Below are 25505 nucleotides of genomic sequence, written 5' to 3'. Positions count from 1 at the left end.
GGCGAGCGGTGCTTTGTAGCGTCGTAGAGAAGGGAGGGTCCGTGGCCGGAGAGCAACACGATGTGCTGCGAACGATCGACCTGTTCGCGGGAGCCGGTGGGCTCACGCTTGGGTTCCAGATGGCCGGGCGGGATGGTGGCCCCGGCGAGTATGAACCCGTACTGGCTGTGGAGCACGACGCGGCGGCGGCACGGACGTACAAGACGAATTTCGGGGTCACCGTGTTCGACGGGGACATCGAGGCGTTCGACCCAGCTGCGTACCCGAGGGCCGACGTGATCTTGGCTGGACCGCCTTGCCAGGGCTTCTCACCGCTCGGTCGAGATCGCGACGACAGGTCGCGCGCTGAGCTGAATGGGCTCTGGGAGCACTGCTTGGAAGCGATCGCGGTCGTGCGGCCGCTGGCGTTCGTGATCGAGAACGTGCCGCAGTTCCAGAAGTCGGCCGAGTTCGATGAGTTGCTGCGCCGCCTCGGGACAGACCCCTTCCTCCGCCTGTACGGACTCGGATACGGCGTTCTCAACGCCGCCGACTACGGAGTGCCCCAGACGCGGCGTCGTGGAATCCTCGTCGGCGTTCTCGGCCAGGGCGTTGAATGGCCGCCCCCTGCCACACACGGAGCAGTCATCCACGGCCAGCCAGCCGTACGGACCGTGCGTGACGCGATCGGCGATCTTCCGGAGGCACCGACGACCGATCAGCCAGTGATGTGCGGTGACAGGCAAGACCTCCACATCCGACGTAACCCACGGCCAACATCGCTGGAGCGCTACAAGGTGATCCCAGAGGGGGGCAACCGCTTCGATCTTCAGCGCGAGCGCCCCGACCTGACGCCGCCGTGTTGGGCCAACAAGCCGACTGGGACTACGGATGTCATGGGTCGCTTGTGGTGGGACCGGCCCGCGCAAACCATTCGGACGGAGTTCTACAAGCCCGAAAAGGGTCGGTACCTCCATCCCGCGGCCCATCGCCCGATCACGCACCGCGAAGCGGCGAGGCTTCAGAGCTTCCCTGACACCTTCATCTTCGAGGGGTCAAAGATCGAGATCGCACGTCAGATCGGCAACGCCGTGCCTCCGTTCATGGCACGCGCCATCGCGCTACACATCGCAGCAGCCCTCCGATAGATCTGTTGGGTCAGATGCTGATAGCCCCGGACGACGCCGAAGAGTACGACCCCGATTCGGCGCTAACTGAAGTGGCTGCGGCTCTGCGAGGTGCCGATCCTGGCGGGGAACGCACGGCGAGAGTGCTACGTGACACCTTCGATCAGCTCTATGACGGAGTTCGCACGGGCCGCTACCGCTGGGACCAGCTGCGCAAGACCGAAAAGACGCACTTCGGCACTCAGATCGAGATCAACATGCAACGCGCCTTTCGATTTGAGCAGGGTGAGCATCTCGATTACCGCATCGCTGGGTTCGATGTCGATTGCAAGTTCTCTCAATCTGAAGGGGGCTGGATGATCCCGCCCGAGGCACGTGGCGAGTTGTGCCTGTTGCTCTGGGCGAGCGACACGGAGTCCCGTTGGAAGATGGGAGTTGTGCGGGCCAGGCCCGGGATGCTTGGCGGGATGAATCGAGACCGTAAGTCGACCATCCAACGTAAGTATCTCAACGAGATTTGCTGGGTCTTTCCGGAAGGAAGGCTTGCAGAGAACACTCTGTTGCATCTGCCCGAAGACGATGTGGACTACATCATGGATGGCATCTCGGGCGCTGAGCGCGTTCGCCGTCTTTGCCGAACCGTGCAGGGCCGAGTCCTCAGCCGCAATGTCGTCGCGACAGTCGCTCAGCAGGCCGACTACATGAGACGACTTCGCGGCGACGATGGCGCACGCGGCGACCTGCGGCCGGAAGGGATCATCATCCTGGGCCAGTACGAGCGTCACCAACTCATCGCAGAGGCTCTTGGCTTGCCGGTTCCAGGTTCAGGCGACACTGTCACCGCCCGTGTCTTCCCAGCCCTGCCCGACGAGAGTCCAAGCGTCATGATCGATGGCTCATTTTGGCGCTTGGCCAACGAGAGCGACCCAGTCGAGCCTGCCCCCACACTTCCGTCCCAATGACTGGCGGAGGCAGGCGGTGAGCTGCCTCGTGGCTTCCGATGTAGGCACGGCAAGGGCTCTGAGCGTGTCCCCCAACTGATACTGGGTCACCATGGAGTTCAGTTGGGCAAGCGCGCAGCGCGCCGGATTGTTGCTGGCTGGCTGCCACCCGATGCGGGGTCGCCCTGGGGTTCAGTTCCGCGGTTGCCCCGCATCTCCGACAGGATGTCCCCTAGGGCTCGCAGTAGTGCACTCGCAACGAATAAGAGGACAGCTGCCAGCCATGCGATGCCACCATTGCCGGTTGCCAGCTGGCTCACGATCTCGGTGTATGCGTCGCCGCCAAATGCTGGGGAGTCCACTGCCAAGCCGATGCCACCGGCGACCGCGATCCAGCCGAATACCTTGCATGTGCCCGCAGCGCTTCGAATGCGATTCGGGGCACCATGCCAATCCGCCTGTCGTTTCTCGTCCTCCTTGCGGCGACTCTCTCGCCCGCGGCGCTCGATCTTCTCTGCCCGGCGGTCCCATTTCGTTGCCATGTTGCCTCCAGCGTCGAGGTGAGCATTGTGCATGAGTTGCGACGCGCCCCAAGTACCTCAGGCTCCTGATCCGGCGCGCCACAGCTCGGTGGTGACGTTCAGTCGGCGCAATCGATACGAGTCCAGGCCGGGTGCGGTCAGCCGACGATCTCTGGGCGTTCTCCAACTTTGTCGATGAGTTCGGTGAGGTACTCGTCGGCCTCCGACGCTCGCCGGCCTGAGCTGGAGGCCCCCAGGGCCACGAAACTGGGCTGCCGACGCTTGACAGACCGATTCCTGGTGGGCAGCGAAGCGGCCCATTCCTCGATGACGGCGTCGACACTGGTTTGGCGACGCTCGGCTTCGGCGCGCAATCGTGCCAAGGCATCTTCAGAAAGATCCAGCGTCACAATCACGCCAACGAGACTATGCCGCCGGTTGCGAGGGCTCCCGAGGATCTCCGCGATAGATGCCCAGATGCGACATCTTCGACGACGACGGTGTTGATCCCGCGTTCTTTGTCGCGCGAATGCACAGCAACTCAGGCCCAGAGGGCGCAGATGGGGATGGCGTCGATCTTGTCTGAGAGGCTGTACTGGTGGCTGCCGACATGGAGGACGGCACCTGCTGCGAATTGGGGGCCGAGTTCGTCTCGCAGCCACGCGAGGTGGCGGGCGTCGCCGGTGTCGGGGGCATTCGTCGCCTTGATCTCGATGGCGACGATGCCGCGGGCGCCGAAGTCGGCGATCAAGTCGATCTCGCGTCGACCGTCCGCCACTCGCAGATGGCACAACTGTGGACCACGAGTCGTCACCGCTGTCTCGGCCCGTAGCTGGTTGATGACAAAGGTCTCGAGGAGCCTCCCGATCAGGTCGCCGCTGGACATCACGGTGGCGGCGTCGACACCGACGGCTGCGGCCCACAGGCCAGTGTCTGCCACGAGGCGCTTGCGTCCCTTCACGAGCCGGGAGAGCCGATTGCTGTGCCACGCCGGCAATTCGGCGATGATGCCGAGGTCGCTGAGCAGACTGGTGTAGGACTCTCCGGTTCGGCGGTCTATGCCCGCAGCCTTGATGAGCGTGGCATCAGTCGCGAGTCCTGCGGTGTTGAGCGCATAAGCGCCGAAGAAACGGCCGAGGCGGTCGCTGTCGGCCGAGGTGCCCAATGTCGATGGATCGCGGGACACCATGTGACTGAGGTAGCCGTCGAGCCACGCGTCTCGACGCTCGACCTGGTGTTCCAGGACTGCCTCAGGGAATCCGCCCTTCAAGGCCGTCTCCACGTACGCGCGCAGGTCGGGTGGGTCCGCCGGCAGGCGAATGCCCTCACCGGTTCGCAAACGCTCGAGGAACTCGATCCCGTCGAGAGCGCCGACCTGCTCGCGTACCGTCAGCGGATGCATCGCGACCGGGAGCAGGCGACCCGTGCCGGGCCACAGGGCAGGATCGCGGGCCGAGCGGACGGAGCCGCTGAGGATGAATCTGCCTGGCGTGCGGTCGCTGTCCACGGCCCGCTTGACGGCGCCCAGTACCTCGGGAACTGCTTGCCACTCGTCGAGCAGGACGGGCGGCTGGAGATCGCGGAGGGCAGCATCGGGATCGACTCGTACCGCGGCGGCCTCATCGGCGTTGTCGAGTTGAATCACGGTGGCTGCGTGGCGGCGCGCCGTGGTGGTCTTGCCTGTGGCACGCGCACCCGTGATGAACAGTGCTGCGGGAGATTCCGCCAAGAATTCGATCCTGGCGTCTGCCATGCGGGGAATGTACATGGTCACGACTGCAGACTACCGCTTTTGCACATGTATGACTGCCTATTTCACACATCGACGATTACCGATTCTGCACGGGTGCGACTGCTGGTCTCGCACACCTCTGTGGATTCCGGAAGTGGATGCTCCCGAGAACGGCGGCCTAGTCGCTGGCGAGGCGGCGGGCTCGGGTGCGGATGAGATGTTCTATTTCGTCGGCGGCTTTGTCGGGGGGTTCGTGTTCCCAGATGCGGACTGGGGTCCAGCCGGCTGCTCGCAGGCGGGCGTCGGTGTCGGCGTCGCGGGCTCGGTTGCGGGCGATCTTGGTCTCCCAGTACTCGGCGTTGCGACGGGGTTTCGTGCCGTGCTCGGGGCAGCCGTGCCAGAAGCAGCCGTCCACGAAGATCGCCACCCGCAGACGAGGGAACACCACGTCGGCCTCGCGGCGTACGTCGGGCAATGGCCGGCGGTGCACGAAGTAGCGCAGGCCCCGCCGGTGCAGTGCCGAGCGGATGAGCCGCTCCGGCCCTGTGTCGCGGGAGCGCTGCTTCGACATGCGCTCCGATGCCGGGCCTGGCAGCGCCTTCGGCTCCACGTGAGCGGTTCTACCAGTCGTCGGGCTGCAGGATCCACGGTGCGGGGGCGAGCGTGCGTGACTGCGCGGCCAAGTCGACCGTGGGGTCGATGATGCGCTGGGCGGGCCGTCCGTTCATGGATACCCAGGCATCTGCCCGGACCTCGACATCTGCGATGCCGCTGCTCTGGTATTGATCGGCGATGAGGTGCGCCGTGGCCACAATCAGATCGGGGTGGCCGCCGGCTCGTTCGATCTGCCAGTCCTCGAGCACGATGTCGGGTCCGACTATCCAGCGATGACCGGTGGCCGGATCGGTCACCTCGAACTCCAGGTGCGCGGCCTTGTCGGTCAGCATCACCCGCCACGCACCCCAGTAACCCTCCTCGGTCCAACGCACATCGCCGGGATAGGCCAAGTGGCGCAACGGCAGCACAAGCTGCGCGACAGCCAGCAACGCCAACGCAACGAGCGTCGCTCGGCCAATGCGCGTGCAGGTGCTGCCTGAACGGTTCGCAAGGCCGCCGCCCGGCAGGACCGGCAATGACGGGTCTCGTAACCGTGTCGACAGCGTTGAGGCGGCCAAAGCTTGGGGCGCATGCACTGCGCGCTCGGTGGCCCGTCGCCGCCAGCTATGCGTTCGCGCAGATAGCTGCCGGGGCCAGTCGGGGTCGAAGAAGACCAGGGCGGCGGCGATCATCACCCAACCGAAGACGCCGATGGCGAACAGCATCCATGTCGCCACGTGGAAGATGACGAGGACCGCGTACGACCATGGACGGCTGCGGCGCCACAGCAGCCAACCCACGATGGTGCAGTCGAAGGCTGCAGCGGCCCAGCTTGCGGCGAGGGCCAACCACGGCTCGTCGAGCAGCGGGCCCACCAGCCAAGTGTCGGACCTGTCGGCCAGCCAAATCTGCAGCGGCAGCGCCGAGCCGAGCCAGTCGGCATTCAGCTTCGCAATCCCGGCGAAGACGTAGACGACACCGACCTGGGCCCGCAGTGCCCACACCACGCCCGCTGGCACACGTGCGCTGCGTCGGACACGGCCGGCACGGGCGTCCATCGACCAGTGGTGGTGCGCCGGCAGGATCGCCAGCAGCAGCGCGCAGAGCGACACGAACCAGTAGTGGTTGAGGTACAGCGTCGCGTCGATTGCTTCGAGGTAGGCGAATCCGCAGAGGAACGACCAGCACGCCAGCCGGTAGCGCCAACCCAAGGCGATCGCCACACCGGCTGTGCCGACCGCCGCGACCATCAGATGCATCCACGGCGCCGGCAGCGGCTGCACCCAGCCGAACCCGGGGTAGGTGAGGTGTGCACGCGGCGCCAGGTACAGCTGGATCACCCACCCGTTGGCCAGGAAGCGGATCGCCGCGAACGCGGCCAGCATGCCGAATGCGATGCGGAAGACGGCGACGGAGTCGGCTGGAACCGGCCGGCGCGCTCCCGGTGCCCTTGGCGGCACCAACGACAACCGAGACGCCGGGCCGGCAAGCAGAGCTGCCACCCGCGTGGTCTGCAAGCGCGACAACCGCGAGCGAGTCGCCAACCCCGACCCAGCGAGAAGACTCACCTCCGCACGCCTCCGGTCGCCTCGGCGTCGATGAGGCGCCGGTGGCTAGGCGGAGCTGTCGCCGTCGGCATCGCTGAAGCCAATCGTCACGCCGAGCTGGGAGACGACTTCGGTCGAGATCGTCACCTGCAGTGCCTTCAACGCAGCCCGCGCTGCCGACACCGTCTCTGGATCGTGCACGACTGCCTCGCGCAGCGGTCCGTTGATCCGTTCGAGTGCTGTCTTCGCCTCGCGGAACTGATCAGTCAGGCGTGACACGACGTCGTCGTCGAGGAGCAGGCGAAATCCGCTGGACCCGGCGAATGAGAGCTTCCTCCCTGATTCGCTGATGAAGTCGGTCGCATGTTCGGTGCCCAGCAGGACCGTACGCAGACCGTCGAGGTGGGCCAGCATGTCGGCCGCGCCGAGGCCCAGCGGTCCCTCGACGATGGCATCGAGCCTGGCCTCAGCCGAGGTTTCCCCGAGGGCACGCCCCAATTCCATGTCGGTCATGGCCTCCAGCAGGAAGACGGCGCCATTCACGAGCCGGTCCACACCCATCTCGGCATCGGGGGCGATGAGCATGAACAGCGGCGCATCGTCGCTGTCGATGACGAGCCACGCATCGTCCAAGATCAGCTCGGACTCCTCCCGGATCACCTCGACGACGCTGCTGAGGTAGTCGCATCGACGCTGTGCAGTCCCGGCAGGCATCGTCCCGTCACGCGCGACATGCAGCGTGAGCAGGTATTCCGCCGCACCCAGTCCACGCTGATCGGCACCTGAACGCTTCCCGATGCGCTCCGGCGTCAGGTCCTTGGTCTCGTCCAGCAGCAGCGAGGTGATGTCGCCGGTGGAGATCGGCCAGTCGATGACCGCCCAAGATCGGCGCTCCTGCACCGATTCGAGTTGCAGTGACTCCAGGTAGGACCATGTGCGCCGGGTCGCCTCGATGCCGTCGGCCACGCGATCCGCAGCAGCCTCGTCCATCTGTCCTGGCGTTGCGCAGAGTTCATCGACACTGTCTGCCAACGTCGCGGCGTGAGCGTTGAGTCGGACATGGTTGGAGAAGGCATCGGCAGCGGTGCTCGTCACTGCCTCCTGCCGCGGCGTCGGGCCGCTCTCGCAGGCCGCGCCCAGCAGGGCGACGGCTGCCAGCACGGCGCACACCCGCCGTGACGTGCGGCTGACTGTTCTCGCTCTCACGGCGTTCTTCTGCGCAACCGTCATAGGGCCTCCAGGAATGCGATCAGTTTGCGGCGCACTTCTTCTGGCGAGAGACGGAACGCCTCCTTGGCCGCCTCTGCCTCGCCGCCGTGCCACAGGATCGCCTCCTCCAGTGTGCGAGCCCGCCCATCGTGCAGCAGGAAACGCTCGCCGTTCACGGCTTCGATCAGGCCGATGCCCCACAGCGGGGGAGTCCTCCATTCGGAGCCGCCGGCCTCGAAATCGTCCTGACCGTCGGCCAGCCCTTCCCCCATTTCGTGCAGGAGCAGGTCGGTGTAGGGGTAGATGACCTGGTCGGCCAGTGTGGCGATATCCGAGGGGCCGGTGCGGTGTCGGCGCGTGTGGCACGAAGCGCAGCCAAGGTCGTCGAAGGCCTCACTGCCGGCCCGCACGTCTGGGTCTTCGAAGTTGCGCATGGCCGGCACCGACAGCGTCCTCGCGTACAGCACCACCGGCGACAGCCGTGCAGCAGGAATCTCGGGCGAGCCGCCGTTCTGCGCCGCCGCGCAGGCGGACTGCGGGCCCGGGCAGTTCTCGCCGGGGTGGGCGTCAGATGTGATGCCGAGGTCACCGATGAACGCCCCCGTGACCTGTGCACCGACGCTCGCGACGTTGGCTTTCCAGCCGAACCGACCCAGCACCTGCCGCTCTGAGGCGGCATCCCACACCCAATTCGGCCGCCCCGAGATGCCGTCGCCGTCGGCGTCGTCAGGGTCCGCCTGCGCGAGCAGCGACGCCCCAGGGATCCCTTCCAGCAGGCCCATGCCGATGATCTGCGGTGCAAGACGCGGCCCCACCGTCACGCCCGGGTGCAGCGCACCGAACGCCAAGTCGAGCAGCGAATAGGTCGGAGCTCGCAATCCGTACGGCGTGCCGTCTCCATAGGTGCCGTGCACCACCCGGTAGCTGACGCTCAGCGTGCCTTCGGGCTCGACGCCCAGGATGGCCCGGTCCTGCAGCTGCCCGCCGTAGTTCGGATCGCCGAGCTGCGCGCCCGTCACGGGGTCCCGGTCCGGCAGCTTCAGCCGCACCAGCAATCCCAGCCGGGAGACCTCGGGCACCACGCCATCCACGGTCGGAAACGGCGGCAGGCCGCGCCCGTCGCGGATGTGGCACGACGAGCAGGCCTGGGCGTTGAACGTCGGTCCGAGACCGTCGCGGGCATCGGTGGACGCGGGGGCGATCACCCAGTTCTGGGTGAAGAAGCTGTCGCCGACCTCGAATGCCCGACGTTCTTCATTGGTGAGCTGCGGGGCAGGCAGCCCGAACGAATTCTGGGATGCGTCAAGGCGCGTCGTGGCCCCTCCAAGGTTTCGATCCAAGGAGGGGCCACTGCCGCACGCCGCCACCAGCAGCGCAGCCGCCGCAGCTGCTTGCCAGCGGATCGGGAGAATCCGCAGGTTCCTGCTGAGACGGACGGCTCTAGCTGACGTTGATCGTGACGCCAATGGCATCAGCCGCGGCCACGATCGTGTCGGTCTGGTCCTCGAGCAGCTCGATGGCTGCGAGCACCGAGCTCCGTCCCGGATCGTCATCGGAGACATCCTCGGTCAGATGCTGGTCGAACGGAGCGGGGATTGCCTCGGTGGCCACGATGCTGGCCGCGAGCTCGGCACGGAGCTGATCCGCAAGTTCAGCATCGGCCTCGGCGACCACATCAAGGATGCTGGTGCCGGTCACCCCGAGCGGGTAGTCGGCCTCGAGCACCATCGCCACGCCCACCGCATTGCCGATGATGTCGGCATGGGTGTTGTCGGAGAAGCACGAGTGCTCGTCTTCCTGCGAGCGGGCCTCATAGGCGACGTTCATGCGCTCGCCGGCCAGCTCGCCTCGTGACAGCTCGCCGGCGCCCGTGATCGCCAGTCGCAGCGCCTCGGCAGCGTCCAGCGCTTCGAACTCGGCCCGGTAGTTGCCGCCGCCGGGTGCCCACGCGTCCACGAGCTCTTGCAGGTGGTCCACCAGCTGGTGGGTGGCCACGGCGAGGTAGGTGGCCCTGCGGTCTGCATTGTCGGCGGTGGTGTAGTCGCTGACGGGGCGGGCGCCAGGCCCGTCGCCGGTGAGATCCTGACCCCACAGGAGGAACTCGATGGCATGCCAGCCGGTCGAGACGTTGGCCTCGCCGCCGACCTCGTTGAGCGAGACGATCAGATCGGCGTCGATGGTCGGGTAGGTGCCCGGATCGTTGATGATGCCGGCAGTCGGGTTGCCCTCGACATAGTCGATGTAGCCCTCGTCGAGCGGCCAGGCGTTGATGAGACCCTCGGTGCCGGTTTCCTCGTCATCGATCGGACCGCCATAGAAGCGGAACACCTCGGTGGGGCCGTAGTCGTCGCGGGCGATCAGCCACGCACGCTTGGCGCCTTCGAGCGTCGCCGAGGTCGGGTTGTCGAGGAAGGTATGGATGGCGTCGTCCATATCCTGCGCGGAGGCGAGGCTGGCCGAGTAGGCGGCGTGGACGCCCCTCGCGTAGGTCTCGACGGCATCTTCCATGGTTTCGTCCGAAGGGCCGCTGCTGCCGCACGCCGCGGCCAGCAGTGCAAGAGCAGACACCATGGCGAGCAGCGCAACAGCGGCACGTCGCTGGCCCCTGCGTTGGGACGGTTTCAGGGCATTGAGCATGGCGAGGTAGTTAAGCAGACCTAATAAGAAATATCAACTTAAGTGATTTCAATGTGTAGGGCATGCTGACTGTCAACTCTCCTGCGTCGCCTGCTCGCGGGCAGAAGTACCACTGGGGCCGGGCGACCACCTAGCGTTCGAGCGGGATGTGCTGGTGCACAGGGTCGGCCGTCATGGAGCGCTGACGTGCGGATTCTGAGAGTGCTGCTGCTGGCTGCGTTGGCCTGCGCGCTCCCGCTTGCGGCGGCCTGTGACAGCAGCGGTGGCGGAGCAGGATCTTCGGCGCCGCAGGGCGCGTCCAGTGCGCCAACGGAGTTCGACGGAACGGTTCGACTCGGCGCAGCGTTGAGCGAGACCGGCAAGTACTCCGTCGAAGGCAAGGACTCACGGCAGGGGTACGACACCTGGGTGCGCTGGGTCAACGAGGAATATGGGGGGATCCGCATCGGCGGTGCTCGCTACCGGGCCGAGATCGTCTACTACGACGACGAATCCGACGCCGACACCGCAGGCAACCTCGTCCAGCGGCTCATCGACGAGGACGAGGTCGACTTCCTGCTCGGCCCCTACTCGAGCGGCCTGACGACCGGCACCAGCGCCATCGCGGAAGCCAACAACGTGATCATGGTGGAGGGCAACGGCACCTCGGACACCATGTTCGAACGGGGCTTTCAGAACCTGTTCCTCGTGGCCACCATCGCCAGCGACTACACCCGCTCGGGCGTCGAGGCGCTGGCGAACCAGGGCGCCGAGACCGCAGTGATCGCCCACGAGGACACGTCGTTTCCCACCGCCGTCGCCGAGGGAGCGCGGCGCCATCTCGAGGCCAACGGCGTGACGGTGCTGGCGACTGAGACCTACCCCAAGGACATCCAGGACGTCTCGGCGATCATGACCAAGTTCCGCGACCTGAACCCCGACATCTTCGTCGGCGGCGGGCACTACAACGATGCCGTCCTGTTCGTGAACTCCGCCAAGGAGCTGGGTTTCGAGCCCGACGGCATGCTGATCACCGTCGGCCCGTCCAACCCGAAGCTCATCGACGAGCTCGGTACCGACGTCGACGGGGTGCTCGGCCCCACACAGTGGGAAGCCACGATGGCCTACGAAGGCCCGTACTTCGGCCGCGCCGCCGACTACGCCGCCTACTACGAGCGGCTGTGGGGCGAGCCGCCCGTGTATCAAGCGGCGAGCGCCACGGCCGCTGCGCTCGCACTGCACCTGGCCATCGAGGCCGCAGGGTCGACCGACACCGACGCAGTGCGCAACGCGCTGCGCACGCTGTCGGCAGACACGTTCTACGGGCCCATCAGCTTCGACGGCCGGGGCGTCAACGACAGCAAGCCCATGGGGATGGTGCAGGTCCAGCACGGCGAGATCCATGTGGTGGCCCCGGGGTCTGCGGCCCGTGCCCAGCTCCAGTACCCGCTCGGTGACGGCACCGGCCGCACCGCCGGCGAATCGTCGGCATGGGGGCAGCTGCCGCAGGCGCTGGTCAACGGCATCGCGCTCGGCGGCATGTACGCGGTGCTGGTGCTGGGGTTCTCGGTGATCTGGGGCGTGATGGGCGTGATCAACTTCGCGCACGGCGAGTTCGTGATGATCGGCGCCTACCTGGCCTGGCTCGCCGACGAGTGGTGGGGCATCGATCCGTTCGTCTCGGTGGCGGCGGTGTTCGTGCTGATGGCGGCGCTCGGCTACCTCACCCAGCGCGGCTTGGTGAACCGCGTCATCGACCGGCCGCACCTGGTGTCGCTGCTCGTCATGTTCGGGCTGGCGATCATCCTGCAGAACGTGATGAAGCTCATCTTCTCTGCCGATTTCCGCAGGACGAGCACCGCGCTCGACGGCAGCTGGCGGCTCGCCGACGGCCTGACTGTGCCGGTGACGAAGTTCTGGATCCTGATCGTCGCACTCGGTGTGCTCGGGGGCCTCAGCGTGCTGCTGGCGCGCACCAAGCTGGGCAAGAGCATCCGCGCGGCGGCGCAGAACCGCGAGGCAGCCCGCATCGTCGGGATCGATGTCGGCAAGGTGTACGTCATCACCTTCGCGCTGTGCATCGGCATCACGGGCGCCGCCGGGGCCTTGGTGAGCCCGGTGTTGGCCATCCAGCCGTTCCAGGGACCGCCGCTGACGCTCAAGGCGTTCGCGATCACCGCGGTGGCCGGTCTGGGCTCGATCCGGGGGGCGTTGGGCGGCGCCATGGTGCTCGGATTGGTCGAAGCGGGTTTGGCGATCTACGTGGGAGGCGTGGGCACCAACCTGGCTGTGGTGGCCTCGTTCGTGATCCTCGTGGTCGCGCTGGTGCTGCGGCCCCAGGGCATCTTCGGCGGCCTGCGTCCCGTGAATGCGACGGCGACATGACATCCGCCGGAGGCATCAAACGCACGGCTCGTCGCCTGATCGGGGCACTGGTGGCCGTGGGGCTCGCCTGGCTGGTCGTGCTCCCGCTGTGGCCCGGCACCAGCGATTCGATGCTGTTCACGATGACGCTGATGTTCACCAGCATCGGCGTGGCGATCAACTGGAACCTCACCGGCGGGTTCACCGGCTACATCGACTTCGGACATGCCGTGTGGTTCGGCCTGGGCGCCTACACGACAGCGATCATGATGTCGCTGCAGAGCAACGGCTTGGGCATCGGCTGGCCGCCCGTGCCGGCGATCGCGCTCGGCGTCGTAGTGGCCGGCGCGACCGCAGCACTCATCGGGCGGGCCACGATGCGGCTCAAGGGCCCGTACTTCTCCGTCGCGATGCTGGCCACGTTCGTGGCGATGCGCGAGATCGTGCGCATCTGGGGCGGGCTCACCGGGGGAGGCGTGGGCCTCACGCTGCCGCCGTACCTAAACCGCTCGCTCTTCTATTTCGTCGAGCTGGCGCTCGTTGTAGCGCTCGCCGTGTTCGTGTGGTGGCTGCGACGCACCCGTGTCGGGACGGCACTGGTCGCCATTCGTGAAGACGAGGTGGGAGCCGAGATGCGGGGCATAGCGACCACGCGTCTCAAAGTCGCCACCTTCAGCTTCGCGGGCGCATCGACCGGGCTGTTCGGCGGGCTGTGGGCGTTCCAGAACACCTTCGTCGACCCAGACATCGCGTTCACCGAGGTCAGGACCCTCGACGCGATCATGGGCACGATGCTGGGCGGCATCGGGACGGTGGCGGGCCCCATCGTCGGCTCGGCGGTGCTCTACTGGCTGCGCGAGGTGCTGTGGGCCAACCTGCTCGATCTGCACCTCATTGCGCAGGGCGTGCTGCTCATCGTCATCGTGCTGTTCATGCCGCGGGGTTTGGTGGGCTGGTTCGACCGCCGGGGCGTGGCCGTCACCGACCTCTGGCACCGGTGGTCGCGAGCCGGCCGCGAGGTTGAGCGCAGCGACGCGGACAAGCCAGCGGAGGATCGGCCATGACGGCCCTGCTGGAGGCCACCGGCATCGTGAAGCGCTTCGGCGGCTTGGTCGCGGTGGACGATGTCGACATCTCGGTCGCACCGGGCGAGATCGTGGGGCTCATCGGGCCGAACGGGAGCGGCAAGACCACCTTGTTCGACTGCCTGAGCTGCGTGCAGCGAGCCGACAGCGGCGAAGTTCGCTTTGACGGCGACGACATCACCCGCCGGGCACCGCACCAGATCGCTCGGGGCGGCATCGCCCGGACCTTCCAGATCATCCGGGTGTACGGCGCACTGACGGTGCGCGAGAACATCGAGCTCAGCGCGAGCTGGGCAGGCCTCGGGCTGCGCCGCATGCTCAGCCGGACCGACCCGCAGACCCGACGCCGGGCCGATCAGCTCATCGACTTCCTAGCGCTTGGACCGCTGCGAGACGAGCGGGCCGACACGCTCTCTGGAGGTCAACGACGCCTGGCCGAGATCGGCATGGCGCTGATGAGCGAGCCGCGGCTGATCCTGCTCGACGAAGCCACTTCTGGCGTCAACCCGACGCTCATCAACGAGATCAAGGATCGATTGGTCGAGGTGAACGCCTCTCGGGGCGTTGCCTTGCTGCTTGTCGAGCACAACGTGCAGTTCATCGCCGAGCTCTGCGAGCGGGTCGTCGTGCTGGACCAGGGTCGCAAGCTGGCCGAAGGCGCTCCTGCCGACATCATGAACGACCCAGAGGTCATCGAGGCGTACTTCGGAGCCGCTGCAGGCGACGGCGGGTCCGGGAGCCGCACTGCCACGACAAGCACCCCGCAGGACCCGAGCCGATGACCGCCACCGAGTCGACGAGCCCGTTGCTGGAAGTCCGCGACGTGCACGCCGGATACTTGCCGGGCCAGGACATCTTGCGCGGCGTCAGCCTCGAACTCCGTCAAGGCGAGATCGTGTGCGTGATCGGCCCCAATGGCGCCGGCAAGTCCACCGTGTTTCGTGCCGTCTACGGGCTCGTGCGGGTGCGATCCGGGAAGGTCGTCTGCGCGGGCCGTGACATCACCAACATCGCCCCCCAAGAGGCCCTCAGCACCGCGGGCATCGCCATCGTGCCTCAGCTGCGCAGCCTGTTCTCGCAGATGACCGTCTATGAGAACCTGGAACTGGGGATGTACCTGTCGAGTGACAAGGCCGAGGTCCGCGACCGCATCGACTATGTCTTCGGTCTGTTCCCGCGCCTGGCCGAGCGGGCGCGCCAAGAGGCGGGCACGATGTCCGGCGGCGAACAGAGGATGCTGGAGATCGGCCGGTCGCTGATGTGGTCGCCCCGCATGGTGCTCATGGACGAGCCGTCCGCCGGGCTGTCGCCGCTGGTCACCCACCAGATCTTCGAGGTGATCGCGCAGCTCAATCACGACATCGGCCTGACCGTGCTGATGATCGAGCAGAACGCCCGCCAGGGGCTCGAGGCCAGTCACCGCGGCTATGTGATCGAACTCGGTGAGATCACCTACGAAGGCGTTGCGGAGGATCTGCTGGCGGATGCCGAAGTGCGCCGGGCGTTTCTCGGTGCCCGCTGAGCGGAGCTGGTCTGCGGGGACTCGGGGAGCGAGCTGCTAGCGCCCCATTGTGAAGAACTCGTCGTTGGGCCGCATCGACGTCAGGTGGGCCATGCGGTTCGAAAGGGCGAACAGGCCCGTGATGGCGCCGATGTCCCAGATGTCGTCGTCGCTGAATCCGTGAGCCCGCAGCTCCTCGTGATCAGCGGCAGAAGCTGACCACGGCTCGCTGCACATCTTCAGGGCGAAGTCGATCATCGCCCGTTGCCGGTCGGTGAGGTCGGCCTTGGACGGGTCGACTGCCAGCTGATCGGCCAGCAGGGGATCCTTGGCGCGGATGCGCAGGATCGCGCCATGGGCGACCACGCAGTAGAGGCAGTTGTTGGCCCCGCTGGTGGCCACCACGATCATCTCCCGCTCGGCCTTGCTGAGCCCGCTCGGGCCCTCCATGAGCGCGTCGTGGTACGCCATGAATGCCCGCATCTCCTCGGGCCGGTGCGCCAGCGCGAGGAACACGTTCGGTACGAAGCCGGTCTTGGACTGGATGAGCTCGATGCGCTCACGCAGGTCGTCGGGCATGTCCGAGATGTCGGGCACAGGGAAGGTCGAGATGGCTGGCTCGGTCATGCCCGCAGCCTAAGCACGTGCGCCAGTGAACGACCGGGGCAACTTCTCGTACATTCGCGGGACTGACGAGAGGACTGCCCGCTCATGCACCTGCCACGACCCACTTCCCGACGCCTTGAGCCGATCCCCAAGGTGGCCGAGCGAGCCCGCGAGGCCATGGAGAGTTCATTCGCCAACGCCGTCAACGTCATTGCGACCATCGCCCACAGCCGTCCCATCTCCAAGGCGTTCGGCGAGTACGCGCTGGCCATCCTGTACAAGGGCGACCTGTCGCGTCGCGATGTCGAGATTGCCGTACTGCGCATGGGCTGGAACTGCCAGTCGGTCTACGAGTTCGGCCAGCACACGCTGATCGCCCAAGCCGAGGGTATGACCGACGAGGACATCTACTTCGTCACCCGGCCGATTCCCGAGGGCAACTGGACGGCCGCCGAGGCAGCGCTCTTGCAGGTGGTGGACGACCTGTACTCCGACGACTGCGTGTCCGATTCCACTTGGGCCGAGGCGGTTGCCCACTTCAGCGAGGCCGAGATGGTGCATCTCATTGCAGCAGCGGGCTGCTACCGGATGGTGAGCGGGCTGCTCAACAGCACCGGAGTCGAGCGCGACGAAGGCGTCCCCGGCTGGCCAACTGCGCCGACCGCTGTCAGCTGAGTGCCGGCACCTCGTTGAGCAGGCCGGTGTCGACGTCGTAGATGAAGCCGCGGACTGCGGTGTCGTGCTCGATGAACGGTGACGTTCGCAGCGTCGCGATGGCGGCGCGCACGTCGTCGGCGGGGTCTGCGAACGAACAGATGGGCCAGCTTGGCCGGGCGCCCAGGCGCTGGCCGAGGACGTTGCTGAAGGCAGCTTCGTCGAGTCCGCACATGCCGCACTTCGTGTGGTGTATGACCAATATCTCCCGGGTGCCGAGCAGCTGCTGCGAGATGCACAGCGAGCGCATGACGTCATCGGTCATCACACCGCCTGCGTTGCGGATGACGTGTGCTTCGCCGACGGTCAAGCCCAGCTCTGCCAGCGGATCGATCCGGGCATCCATGCAGGTCACCACGGCCACGTGACGGCTAGGCGGCGCCGCCATGCCGGGCGTCTTGACGGCATCGGCCACCTGTCGGTTGCGTTCGATCAGCTCGTCTGCCGCGGGGTGGAATTCGGACGACTCCGGTTCGCTGGCTTCGCTGCCTTGGCCCATCAGACAACCTCATCAGTGCACAAGCCGGAGCGCTCCGGCGAGCCTGTGGTACGCCCCCTGGGACTTGAACCCAGAACCTGCGGATTAAGAGTCCGTTGCTCTGCCAAATTGAGCTAGAGGCGCATGATGCCCCGCAAGGCTAACGACGCCCCCCGACACAAGCGGTCGGCGAGGGCGGCGGGCGGATCGAGGGGATTCGAACCCCCGGCCTCCAGTGCCACAAACTGGCGCTCTAACCAACTGAGCTACGACCCGCACGGGGTGGTCAAGGATGCCACGGGTGACGTGGCCTCGCTACCGGATTTCGGGCGTCTGGTGCCCGTCTTCTGCCAGCAACTGCGCTGACCGCGTACCGTAGGGACGTGAGCGCTGAGACTGTTGCTGCCCGCCAGCCGCCCGTGGAGTACATCCCCAGGATCACTGCCCAGTACATCGGACTCGGTTACGGCGAGTACCGCTGGGTGCACAGCGAGACGCCGCCGCCGTGGACACCGCTGACCAAGCCGATCTTGGAGTGCCGCGTCGGACTGATCGCGACCGGCGGCGTCTATGCCGTCGGCCAGACGGCGTTCCACTACCGCGACGACACGACGTACCGGGCGATTCCCACCGACGTCGATACGCTCGAACTGCGAGCGACGCACTTCGCCTATGACCTGACCGATGCCCGCTCCGACATCAACTGCGTGTTTCCCATCGAGGCTCTGCGTGCCTTGCGAGACAGCGGCGAGATCGGCGAGCTGGGCCCGAACGCCTACACGCTGATGGGCGGCATCTACAGCACCCGGCGTGTGCGTGAGGAGCTGATCCCCGAGCTGGCGAAGCGCTGCGTGGCCGACGAGCTCGACGTGGTGCTACTGGTGCCGGTGTGACCTGTCTGCCATCAGACCGGGGGTCTGATCGCGAGGGCCATCGAGGCCGAAGGAATCCCGACGCTGTCGATGTCGAGCGCACGCGACATCACCCGGGCGGCCTGGCCGCCCCGCGCTGCGTACCTCGACTACCCGCTGGGTCACACATCGGGTCGTCCTCACGAGCCGGGGCTCAACCTGCAAATCCTGCGCGACACGCTGGCCGCCTTCGAGAACTTGCGCGTGCCGGGTTCCATGGCGCACCTGCCGTACCGCTGGTCGGATTCGGACCGGTGGAAGGACCGGGTGTTCGCACCGTCCACCAAGGCCGAGGAATTGCCCGAGTGTGCGGTGCCGACCGGAGAGGCTGCTGCGACGGCGACCTACGACGACGACCGAGTCGAGCGCCATCCGACGCCGCAATACCAGTCTGAAGATGACGCAGCAGCGGCTCGCGCCAGCCATGACGGCGAAGAGTGCCTCGTCTGCGCCGGCATCGACTACTGAGCCGGATTTCGGCTGCCGATGAGTGAGCAACCCGAGCGTCGCGCCTCGGTCGGTGCCAAGTCCCCCGGGTCGGGCGGCGACTACGACCCCGAAGCCGTGCCCGTGCGCGATGCGGCCACGGTGATGATCCTGTCCGACGAGAACGATCCCCATGTGCTGATGCTGAAGCGCAACGCCCGCTCGATCTTTGTGGGCGACATGTGGGTGTACCCCGGCGGCGCAGTCGATCCCGAAGATGCCACCCAGGTTGCCGACGAGACCGTGTCGGGCCTGACCGATGACGATGCCTCGTTTCAGATCGGCATCGAGCGGGGCGGCATCGCCTTCTGGGTTGCGGCCCTGCGGGAGACCTTCGAGGAAGCGGGCATCTTGCTTGCCCATCACGACCACCCGGCCGGTGTGGAGGATCCTCGGGACCTGCCCTCGGGCATCATCGACCTCTCGCCGCCCGATGTGGCCGATCGGTTCTCGCAGTACCGCGACGAGGTCAACGCCGGCGAGCGGGATTTCATCGAGACGGTGCGCAGCGAAGACCTGCTGCTCGACGGCGACAACGTCTATTTCATCGGCCGCTGGGTGACGCCGCTGGGCTCCCCACGCCGCTACGACACCCGGTTCTTCCTCACCGCCATGCCTGACGGCCAAGTGCCGCTGCCTGATCACGACGAGGCGGTCGAGCATCAGTGGGTTCGCCCCGCGGATGCCATCCGGCGCAACGAGACCGGCGACATGGTGATGATGACGCCGACCATCGGCATGCTGCACCGTCTCGCCAGATTCGGAACGGTGGCGGAGGCCGTAGCGGCGGCCGGCAGGGGAACGCCGGACGATGACGAGCACGTGCGGATCCGCTACGACAACGAGGGGCCGCACCGGATCGCCTTCCCCGGCGACCCCGACTACCTCGAAGCCGACGGCCGCACCGAGACCGGCATCCTGCGCTGGCCCTCCCGCTAGCCCTGCTCCAAGGGCTCCACGGGCCTCAGTTGCGCTCGGGGTCAGCTCGCGAGTTCGCGGGCCTGTTCTCTGAACGACTCGATGGTGTTCTCGGCCAGGATGTTGTGGTCGGCGTCGAGCACCTCGAACATCCGCCCCGTCGGCTCGTGCATCGAGAACAGCACCAATGATCCCTCGGGGCCACCGCGCTCCATGTGCACGTCACCGCCCGGGCCGCTGCAGTAGGTGCCGGCGGGCCGCACATCGTGGTGCACCTCGTTGCCGTCGTCATCGATGTCGATGACGTGATGCTCACCCTCGAGCACCAGCGAGGCGGTCGTGGCCACGTGGCGATGGAAGTGGCAGTAGGCGTCTGGCGCCCAGCGAATGAGCAGGTCGAGCCGCCCGACGTCTTCCTGATGGCCGAGCACGGCGATGTCGTAGTCGATCCGGTAGTCGAAACGCGGTCCGCCCTCGTAGTGGATCCACTGGAGTTCGTTGGTGTCGAAGCGGAAACCAAGATCCTTCTCGGTCACGTTCGGTCTCCCTTGAGCGTCGAGGCCATCTGAAGGCCGGTCTCAGAAATGTACCGAGCAGGCCATTGCCGTGCCGTTGAACCCTTGGACCAGCGCCAGTTGGGTGGCAGGATGGCTCGGGGCCCCCGTGACCCCTTGCCCCCGTGGCGCAACTGGACAGCGCAGCGGGCTTCTATCCCGCCGGTTGCAGGTTCGAGTCCTGCCGGGGGCGCATCTGGACATTCCCTTGAGCCTTGCGAGCTTTTCGTTCGGCTTTGCGAGCAGCCTTGTTCGTGAACGCGTTCTCGAGATCGGTGCCCGCAAACTCGCCAGGCACTTCGCCGGTCGTCGCGTAGAGGTACAGCGCCGTCTTGAAGATGCCGACAATGGCCGACATGGCCACAATCACCGTCAGCAGCCATGCCACCCCGACAACGATGCCGAGAACCAGCGCCACCAGGCTTCCCAACCCGACGGCGACGATAAGAGCCGCAAGCACCAGACCCGGCAAGAAGAGCAGAAAGCTGATGAGCTCGAATCCCACCTGAGCGATGAGGCTCTTGCCCCACGTCTTGCGGAACAGGCCGAAAGAGCGCTTGCACGAAGCGACCGGGCCGGTTTCTTCCACCACCAGCACCGGCACGACGAGGTAGGTGACGAAGTACCAGATGTACTCGAGCACCAAGGCCACGATCATCGCCCCGAGGGCGGCGAACTGGCCGACCACGGGGATGTGGCGACCAGCCTGTTCCATGTGACGGAAGAACCTGGGCAGCCGGTACAACAACTCGATGACCACCCCAACCAAGCCGGCGAGGATGGCCCACGGCACGATGACGTGCAGACGGGCCTTGGCAGCCGCTAGGCAGCCATCGAAGGTCGGCGTTCCGCCCCGGAGACGCTCCCAAGCGCCGTAGGTCAGCGCAGCGGTGAAGAAGACCGACACGAACGTGCACAGCAGCACGGAAACCAAGAGCCCGATCCACAACATCGGCTCAGTTGCCCATGTTCCGGGATCGTCAACCGTGGCGGCACTGAGCCCGCCGGTAGCAATCCATACCGCTGCCCACGTCACCACGCAGATGACGGCCACCGCAGCCAGCGTCAAGGCCGGGAAGGCCATGAGGAACCTGTCGCGTTTCAGAACGCCGTAGGACGTTGAGGCCAAGCGCCGCGTCCTGCTCCAGGTGCTCTTCATCTCGCTGAACAGGGCCATTGCGCTGACCCTAACAGCGGCCCGTGGTGAGGGCCGTGGACAATCCTCTACCCAAGGCCCTCGTCGCGCCCCGTTGTCGCGCCCTCTCGGTGCCTCGGCATCTACTTCTCTACATGACACGCTGGCCACGCAAATCGCTATGGCGTCCCCGGCCAACGCCGGTAGGTTCACCGGATGCCGTCCGGCTCAATTTCTGACGCTGACGCTGTGTCGAGCACCTCTGCCGCTGCCGAGGTGCTGTCCATCGCAGCCACCAACGGTGCCGTGACCGATCAGCAAGTGGACACGGACCGCATCGAGAAGGCAGTCCGGGAGATCCTGCTCGCGATCGGCGAGGACCCCGATCGGGACGGCCTGCAGAAGACGCCCAAGCGCGTGGCTCGCATGTATGCCGAAGTGTTCGCTGGCCTGCAGGAAGACCCTGAGCATCACCTGAAGGTGCAGTTCGAGACCGGCCATGACGAGATGGTCATGGTGCGTGACATCCCCTTCTATTCGATGTGCGAGCACCACCTGATGCCGTTTGTGGGCCGTGCCCATGTCGCTTATATCCCCGGCGAGCGAGGCATGATCACTGGCTTGTCGAAGCTGGCGCGGCTCGTGGAGGCCTACGCCCGTCGGCCGCAGGTGCAAGAACGCCTGACGACCCAGGTTGCCGACAAGCTGATGGAGGTGCTCGAGCCGCGGGGCACGCTCGTGGTCGTCGAGGCGGAGCACCAGTGCATGTCGATGCGCGGCGTACAAAAGCCGGGGTCGCTCACCATCACCTCAGCCGTACGTGGGCAGTTCCGCAACACCGCTACCCGTGCGGAGGCGATGCACCTCATCGGCGTCGGCCGCTAGCGGGCCACATGCTGAGCTACAGGCCGGACTGCGGGCACAGCGCTGTGCCCAGGTCACGTTCTGCGTGAGCGCAGCCTGCACATGAGACTGACCGCAGACGCACTGGCAGGCCCGCCCGAGTTGGGGCGCAGCGTCCTGGTGCGACCGGGCGAGGCAGTGCCCGACGCATGGTCTGGCTGCGAACGCGTGCACGTCAGCCTCGGTGACTTCAGCGCGGCGGCTGGCCGCCGTTTGCGTGACGCTTGGTTGCAGCGGACTCGACTGGTCATCGAGCTCGAAGGTGATCTGCCCGATGCTGCGCCGGTGTGGCAGGCGCCGTGGTGGGAGCTCTCGCCCGGGCTGACGATGCGATCGGAGGTGCTGGCGCACCTCCTGACGGCAAACGCCGTGGATTCTCGGGACCGGGCACGGGCACGCTTCGCTCCCGTGGAGGCAGCACTCGAGCTGGGGGCCGTGCCCGTGAGCGGGTCGAGCGCCCGTGAAGCGAGCGACGGCGACGTGCGTACAGACGCAGGGCCGGTGTGGTGCGATGGCGGACCACTGGAGGCGTTCGAACTCGCTGTGCCGGTCGTGCCTGCGGCCAATCTGGCGGCGGGGAGCCTGCGCGGGGCGCAGCCCGCTGCGCCGCCGCGAGCCGAGCTGGCACCGGATCAGCAAGCGGCTGTCGGCCACTTGGGCGGGGCTGCGTGCATCGTTGCGCCTGCTGGGTCGGGCAAGACCCGCGTGCTCACCGAGCGGGCGCGCTACCTCGTGAGGGATCTGGGGGTTGCCGCCGAGGCCGTGTGCCTAGTGGCCTTCAATGTCCGGGCTCGCCGCGAGATGGAAGAGCGCACTCGGGACCTGACGGGGCTGCAGGTGCGGACCCTCAACAGCCTCGCCCTGGCCATCTGCAACGGTTCGGGGCCTTTCGCCCGTCCGGCAGGCCGAAGCCGGGTCGACGTCATCGACGAGATGGGAGTGCGCGACCGCCTCGACGGCCTCGTCAAGCGTCGTCGGCGGGCAATGACCGATCAGCTCGCACCCTGGCTGGAAGCACTCAGTGCTTCACGGCTGGGGCTGCGCGACCCGGCTGATGTCGAAGGCGACTTCCAGCCCGATGTGCCGGAGTTCTCGACGTTGGCACCGCGCTATGTCAAGAGCTTGTCGGCTGATGGATTGGTCGACTTCGACCAGCAGATCATCGGGGCGATCGAGATCCTGCTGGCCGACCCGGCAGCCCGTGCCGCCGCCCGCCGTGCCTGCGCTGTGCTGCTCGTAGACGAATTTCAGGACTTGACACCCGCACACCTGCTGATGATCCGGCTGCTGGCTGGTCCGCGCGCCGACGTGTTCGCCGTCGGCGACGACGACCAGACCATCTACGGCTACGCGGGCGCGTCACCCCAGTGGCTCATCGATTTCGACAAGTACTTTCCCGGCGCAGCAGTCCACCACCTGAATGTGAACTATCGCTGCCCGCCGCCCGTGGTGGGTGCCGCAGTCAACCTGCTGTCGCACAATCACCGCCGTATCGACAAGCGGATCACCGCGCTCCAGTCAGATGACAGCACGGGCGACGACGGGACACTCGCCGTCAAGACTCGGCCGGAGGCGGCTGCGGCACTGCGGGAGACCGTGACGGCCCTACTTGACGACGGTGTCCGGCCATCCGACATCGCAGTGCTGACGAGGGTCAACAGCACGCTGCTCGTGCCGCAGATTGTGCTGGGGGAGATGGGCGTGGCGGCAGATGCACCGCTGGGTCGTGGGTTCATGGAGCGCACCGGCGTCGCGGGCGCGCTGGCGTGGCTCAAGTTGGCGGTCGCGCCCAGGCACGCACTTCCGGGCGGAGCGCTGTCGGACGCCGCGCGCCGCCCGCCGCGTGGAATCTCGCCTCGCGCGATCGAGTGGATCGGCGAGCAGCGCAGCCTCGGCGCGCTGCGTGCGCTCGCGGGCCGTCTCAGTGACGACCGCGCAGCGACCAAGATCGATGAGTACGCGGACGACATCGACATGCTGCGACAGCGAACCGCGAACGAGCAACTCTCCACGCAAGCCATCTTGGAAATTGTCCGCGATGAGCTGGGCTTGGGTTACAGCCTTGACACCCGCTTGGATGCCTCGCGCCGCTCCGTGGACAGATCCGCTCACGGCGATGACCTGCGGGCGCTGATTTCGGTGGCCCACCTGCACACCGACCCGGCCAGCTTCGCGGCGTGGTTGGCCGATCGCTTGTCAGGGTTCGGCGCCGCGGATGCAGTTGGCTTCGGCAACGACGAGACCCGTTCGCCAAGCGGCGCTGCCCCGGCGAATCTGGCGCGGCAACTGGGTGTGCGGCTCGCGACCGTCCACCGGGTGAAGGGCCTCGAATGGCCCCACGTCGTCGTCTATGAGGCCTCGGCAGGCCTGATGCCTCACCGTCTCGCTCACGACATCGAGGAAGAGCGCCGCGTCTTTCACGTGGCGCTGACGCGCTGCTCGCAATCTGTCACCTTCGTCAGCGACGATCCGCCGTCGCAGTTCCTGGCCGAGCTCACCGAGCTGGCGCCGCCGATGCCCCTTGAGCCCGAGCCGACCCTCGCCGGAGCATCGTCGCGAGAGTCCGGTGGTCATGCTGACCCGGACAACGCAGCCGACCCGGCCGTGCTGCCGGGCACCGGCTCGCGGTCTGCGGACCGCCGACCCAAGCCCGAGCCGCCAACTGCTCCGCGTGATGCGGCGCTGTTCGAAGCGCTCCGCGCTTGGCGCCTCGAGCGAAGTCGAGCCGAAGGCGTGCGCGCATTCAGAGTCTTCTCCGATGCGGTTCTGATTGCGCTCGCCACACGGCGCCCCAGCAACGACGCTGAGCTGCTGGCCGTGCCCGGCATCGGGCCGGCCAAGCGGGACTCCTATGGTGCGGAAGTGCTGGCCCTCATCGCCGAACACGCCTGAGCGATCCGCGCCACTTCAGACAGCGAGCGGGCCCTGGCCGGCGAGGAATCGCTGGGCCATCACCATCAGCACCACCCAGTATTCGGCACCCGGCACGAAGTCGTCGAGCGTCACTTCGAGCGTGACCTCGCTGGCGTCGGCATGCCCGGCTGACGAGATGCCCTGCACCGTGATCGAAGGCGTGCCGCCGAACAGCGCGAGCAGGTCGGCGATGGGCGCGTCGAGCACCGCGTCGACCTCGTCGCGGGCCAGCACGTAGTCGGTGAGCGGGCGGTCGTCGCGCAGGAGGTACACGCTGGTCAGCTCGCAGTTCAATCTGCCCTCGCCGCTGTCGTCGGCCAGCCGGCGTATGCCGAGCGGCACGAGGTCGGTGCTGGCGGGGGACAGGCCGAGCTCTTCTTCGAGCTCCCGCACCCCATCGAGCGGTGTCTCGCCGGCGGCGAGATGCCCGGCCGCACTGACGTCGATCAGCCCCGCAAAGGCCGCCTTGGCGCGAGAACGCTGCTGCAGCACCGCGGTCGGCACGCCGTCACGCAGCGTGACGATCTGGCAGTGAAACACCCGGTGCCACTCGCCGCGTTCGTGCACCTCGTCCCGTGGGGCAGTGCGCACGTAGCGCCCCACCTCGTCGACAACATCGAGATGCTCCACGCCGGGCGCGCTGTCAGTCACCGCCACATTGTTCCCGC

At 66.7% G+C, this 25505-nt stretch carries 26 protein-coding genes and 3 tRNA genes; 14 read left to right on the top strand and 15 right to left on the bottom strand.

What is annotated here, in order from left to right:
* The first annotated feature begins 41 nt into the window (after nt 1–41).
* Nucleotides 42–1127, top strand: coding sequence for a DNA cytosine methyltransferase (locus tag ACOGXD_RS01010; protein ID WP_419916073.1), 1086 nt, complete (start codon nt 42–44; stop codon nt 1125–1127).
* A 14-nt stretch (nt 1128–1141) separates the two neighbouring features.
* Complete coding sequence (locus ACOGXD_RS01005) at nt 1142–2068, top strand: NaeI family type II restriction endonuclease (protein WP_419917429.1); 927 nt, start codon at nt 1142–1144, stop codon at nt 2066–2068.
* Nucleotides 2069–2166: 98 nt separating this feature from the next.
* Here ACOGXD_RS01005 and ACOGXD_RS01000 read toward each other — a convergent pair whose 3' ends face one another.
* The 8 genes from ACOGXD_RS01000 to ACOGXD_RS00965 all read right to left on the bottom strand — a co-directional run bounded on the left by ACOGXD_RS01000 (nt 2167) and on the right by ACOGXD_RS00965 (nt 10224).
* Complete coding sequence (locus ACOGXD_RS01000; protein WP_419916072.1) at nt 2167–2622, bottom strand: hypothetical protein; 456 nt, start codon at nt 2620–2622, stop codon at nt 2167–2169.
* Between the two features lie 104 nt (nt 2623–2726).
* Nucleotides 2727–2984 carry a hypothetical protein gene (locus ACOGXD_RS00995; protein ID WP_419916071.1) on the bottom strand — a complete coding sequence of 86 codons (258 nt, stop codon included), beginning with the start codon at nt 2982–2984 and terminating at the stop codon, nt 2727–2729.
* A 125-nt stretch (nt 2985–3109) separates the two neighbouring features.
* Entirely contained in the window at nt 3110–4321 is a 1212-nt protein-coding gene (locus tag ACOGXD_RS00990) for an ATP-binding protein (protein ID WP_419916070.1), read from the bottom strand.
* Nucleotides 4322–4478: 157 nt separating this feature from the next.
* Nucleotides 4479–4871, bottom strand: coding sequence for a very short patch repair endonuclease (locus tag ACOGXD_RS00985; protein ID WP_419917428.1), 393 nt, complete (start codon nt 4869–4871; stop codon nt 4479–4481).
* Nucleotides 4872–4920: 49 nt separating this feature from the next.
* Complete coding sequence (locus ACOGXD_RS00980) at nt 4921–6282, bottom strand: HTTM domain-containing protein (RefSeq protein WP_419916069.1); 1362 nt, start codon at nt 6280–6282, stop codon at nt 4921–4923.
* 228 nt (nt 6283–6510) lie between these two features.
* A complete protein-coding gene (locus ACOGXD_RS00975; protein ID WP_419916068.1) occupies nt 6511–7650 on the bottom strand; it encodes an imelysin family protein in 1140 nt (379 codons plus the stop codon).
* 20 nt (nt 7651–7670) lie between these two features.
* Nucleotides 7671–8993 carry a di-heme oxidoredictase family protein gene (locus ACOGXD_RS00970; protein ID WP_419916067.1) on the bottom strand — a complete coding sequence of 441 codons (1323 nt, stop codon included), beginning with the start codon at nt 8991–8993 and terminating at the stop codon, nt 7671–7673.
* A gap of 100 nt (nt 8994–9093) precedes the next feature.
* Complete coding sequence (locus ACOGXD_RS00965) at nt 9094–10224, bottom strand: imelysin family protein (protein ID WP_419916066.1); 1131 nt, start codon at nt 10222–10224, stop codon at nt 9094–9096.
* A gap of 252 nt (nt 10225–10476) precedes the next feature.
* On the opposite strand from ACOGXD_RS00965, the gene ACOGXD_RS00960 reads away from it, so the two are divergent.
* The 4 genes from ACOGXD_RS00960 to ACOGXD_RS00945 are packed head-to-tail and all read left to right on the top strand — an operon-like array spanning nt 10477 to nt 15240.
* Nucleotides 10477–12654, top strand: coding sequence for an ABC transporter substrate-binding protein (locus tag ACOGXD_RS00960; RefSeq protein WP_419916065.1), 2178 nt, complete (start codon nt 10477–10479; stop codon nt 12652–12654).
* Nucleotides 12651–13697: a branched-chain amino acid ABC transporter permease gene (locus ACOGXD_RS00955; RefSeq protein WP_419916064.1), complete on the top strand. Its 1047-nt coding sequence runs from the start codon at nt 12651–12653 to the stop codon at nt 13695–13697. The genes ACOGXD_RS00960 and ACOGXD_RS00955 overlap by 4 nt, the downstream gene beginning before the upstream one ends.
* Nucleotides 13694–14500, top strand: coding sequence for an ABC transporter ATP-binding protein (locus ACOGXD_RS00950; protein ID WP_419855957.1), 807 nt, complete (start codon nt 13694–13696; stop codon nt 14498–14500). Before ACOGXD_RS00955 ends, ACOGXD_RS00950 begins: the two co-directional genes overlap by 4 nt.
* The gene (locus tag ACOGXD_RS00945; protein ID WP_419916063.1) at nt 14497–15240 is read left to right on the top strand and encodes an ABC transporter ATP-binding protein; all 744 of its coding nucleotides are present in this window, start codon (nt 14497–14499) and stop codon (nt 15238–15240) included. Before ACOGXD_RS00950 ends, ACOGXD_RS00945 begins: the two co-directional genes overlap by 4 nt.
* Before the next feature lie 36 nt (nt 15241–15276).
* Here ACOGXD_RS00945 and ACOGXD_RS00940 read toward each other — a convergent pair whose 3' ends face one another.
* The gene (locus tag ACOGXD_RS00940; protein WP_419855959.1) at nt 15277–15846 is read right to left on the bottom strand and encodes a peroxidase-related enzyme; all 570 of its coding nucleotides are present in this window, start codon (nt 15844–15846) and stop codon (nt 15277–15279) included.
* 84 nt (nt 15847–15930) lie between these two features.
* Between ACOGXD_RS00940 and ACOGXD_RS00935 the strand changes: the two genes are divergently transcribed.
* Nucleotides 15931–16500, top strand: coding sequence for a carboxymuconolactone decarboxylase family protein (locus ACOGXD_RS00935; protein WP_419916062.1), 570 nt, complete (start codon nt 15931–15933; stop codon nt 16498–16500).
* Here the strand turns inward: ACOGXD_RS00935 and ACOGXD_RS00930 are convergent.
* The 3 genes from ACOGXD_RS00930 to ACOGXD_RS00920 form a co-directional block, all read right to left on the bottom strand.
* Nucleotides 16493–17038: a beta-class carbonic anhydrase gene (locus ACOGXD_RS00930; RefSeq protein ID WP_419916061.1), complete on the bottom strand. Its 546-nt coding sequence runs from the start codon at nt 17036–17038 to the stop codon at nt 16493–16495. The two genes, ACOGXD_RS00935 and ACOGXD_RS00930, sit on opposite strands and share 8 nt — an antisense overlap.
* Nucleotides 17039–17084: 46 nt before the next feature.
* Nucleotides 17085–17161 (bottom strand) — tRNA-Lys (locus ACOGXD_RS00925).
* Between the two features lie 57 nt (nt 17162–17218).
* A tRNA-His gene (locus ACOGXD_RS00920) sits at nt 17219–17294 on the bottom strand.
* A 106-nt stretch (nt 17295–17400) separates the two neighbouring features.
* Here ACOGXD_RS00920 and ACOGXD_RS00915 point away from each other — a divergent pair.
* The 3 genes from ACOGXD_RS00915 (at nt 17401) to ACOGXD_RS00905 (ending at nt 19353) form a co-directional block, all read left to right on the top strand.
* Entirely contained in the window at nt 17401–17910 is a 510-nt protein-coding gene (locus ACOGXD_RS00915; protein ID WP_419916060.1) for a glycine/sarcosine/betaine reductase selenoprotein B family protein, read from the top strand.
* 69 nt (nt 17911–17979) lie between these two features.
* Nucleotides 17980–18396, top strand: a complete 417-nt coding sequence (locus ACOGXD_RS00910) for a hypothetical protein (protein WP_419916059.1) — start codon at nt 17980–17982, stop codon at nt 18394–18396.
* Nucleotides 18397–18414: 18 nt separating this feature from the next.
* Nucleotides 18415–19353, top strand: a complete 939-nt coding sequence (locus ACOGXD_RS00905) for an NUDIX hydrolase (RefSeq protein ID WP_419916058.1) — start codon at nt 18415–18417, stop codon at nt 19351–19353.
* Between the two features lie 41 nt (nt 19354–19394).
* On the opposite strand, the gene ACOGXD_RS00900 is transcribed toward ACOGXD_RS00905, so the two are convergent.
* Nucleotides 19395–19868 (bottom strand): cupin domain-containing protein, encoded by a 474-nt coding sequence (locus ACOGXD_RS00900; protein WP_419916057.1) that lies wholly within the window; start codon nt 19866–19868, stop codon nt 19395–19397.
* 137 nt (nt 19869–20005) lie between these two features.
* On the opposite strand from ACOGXD_RS00900, the gene ACOGXD_RS00895 reads away from it, so the two are divergent.
* Nucleotides 20006–20079 (top strand) — tRNA-Arg (locus ACOGXD_RS00895).
* Here ACOGXD_RS00895 and ACOGXD_RS00890 read toward each other — a convergent pair.
* Nucleotides 20041–20544, bottom strand: a complete 504-nt coding sequence (locus tag ACOGXD_RS00890; protein WP_419917427.1) for a DUF6159 family protein — start codon at nt 20542–20544, stop codon at nt 20041–20043. The genes ACOGXD_RS00895 and ACOGXD_RS00890 overlap by 39 nt on opposite strands.
* 232 nt (nt 20545–20776) lie before the next feature.
* Between ACOGXD_RS00890 and ACOGXD_RS00885 the strand changes: the two genes are divergently transcribed.
* From ACOGXD_RS00885 to ACOGXD_RS00875, 3 genes are all read left to right on the top strand, one after another.
* Nucleotides 20777–21001 carry a hypothetical protein gene (locus tag ACOGXD_RS00885; protein WP_419916056.1) on the top strand — a complete coding sequence of 75 codons (225 nt, stop codon included), beginning with the start codon at nt 20777–20779 and terminating at the stop codon, nt 20999–21001.
* 236 nt (nt 21002–21237) lie between these two features.
* Entirely contained in the window at nt 21238–21906 is a 669-nt protein-coding gene (gene folE, locus ACOGXD_RS00880; RefSeq protein ID WP_419916055.1) for a GTP cyclohydrolase I FolE, read from the top strand.
* Between the two features lie 81 nt (nt 21907–21987).
* Nucleotides 21988–24816: an ATP-dependent DNA helicase UvrD2 gene (locus tag ACOGXD_RS00875; RefSeq protein WP_419916054.1), complete on the top strand. Its 2829-nt coding sequence runs from the start codon at nt 21988–21990 to the stop codon at nt 24814–24816.
* Between the two features lie 15 nt (nt 24817–24831).
* Here ACOGXD_RS00875 and ACOGXD_RS00870 read toward each other — a convergent pair whose 3' ends face one another.
* Nucleotides 24832–25488 carry an NUDIX hydrolase gene (locus ACOGXD_RS00870; protein ID WP_419916053.1) on the bottom strand — a complete coding sequence of 219 codons (657 nt, stop codon included), beginning with the start codon at nt 25486–25488 and terminating at the stop codon, nt 24832–24834.
* Nucleotides 25489–25505: the final 17 nt, after the last annotated feature.

The organism is Candidatus Poriferisodalis sp. (assembly GCF_965204125.1).
Classification (GTDB): Bacteria; Actinomycetota; Acidimicrobiia; order Acidimicrobiales; family Poriferisodalaceae; genus Poriferisodalis.
Note: the sequence above shows the minus strand (reverse complement) of the source record. Positions and strands in the feature narration are given on the sequence as shown.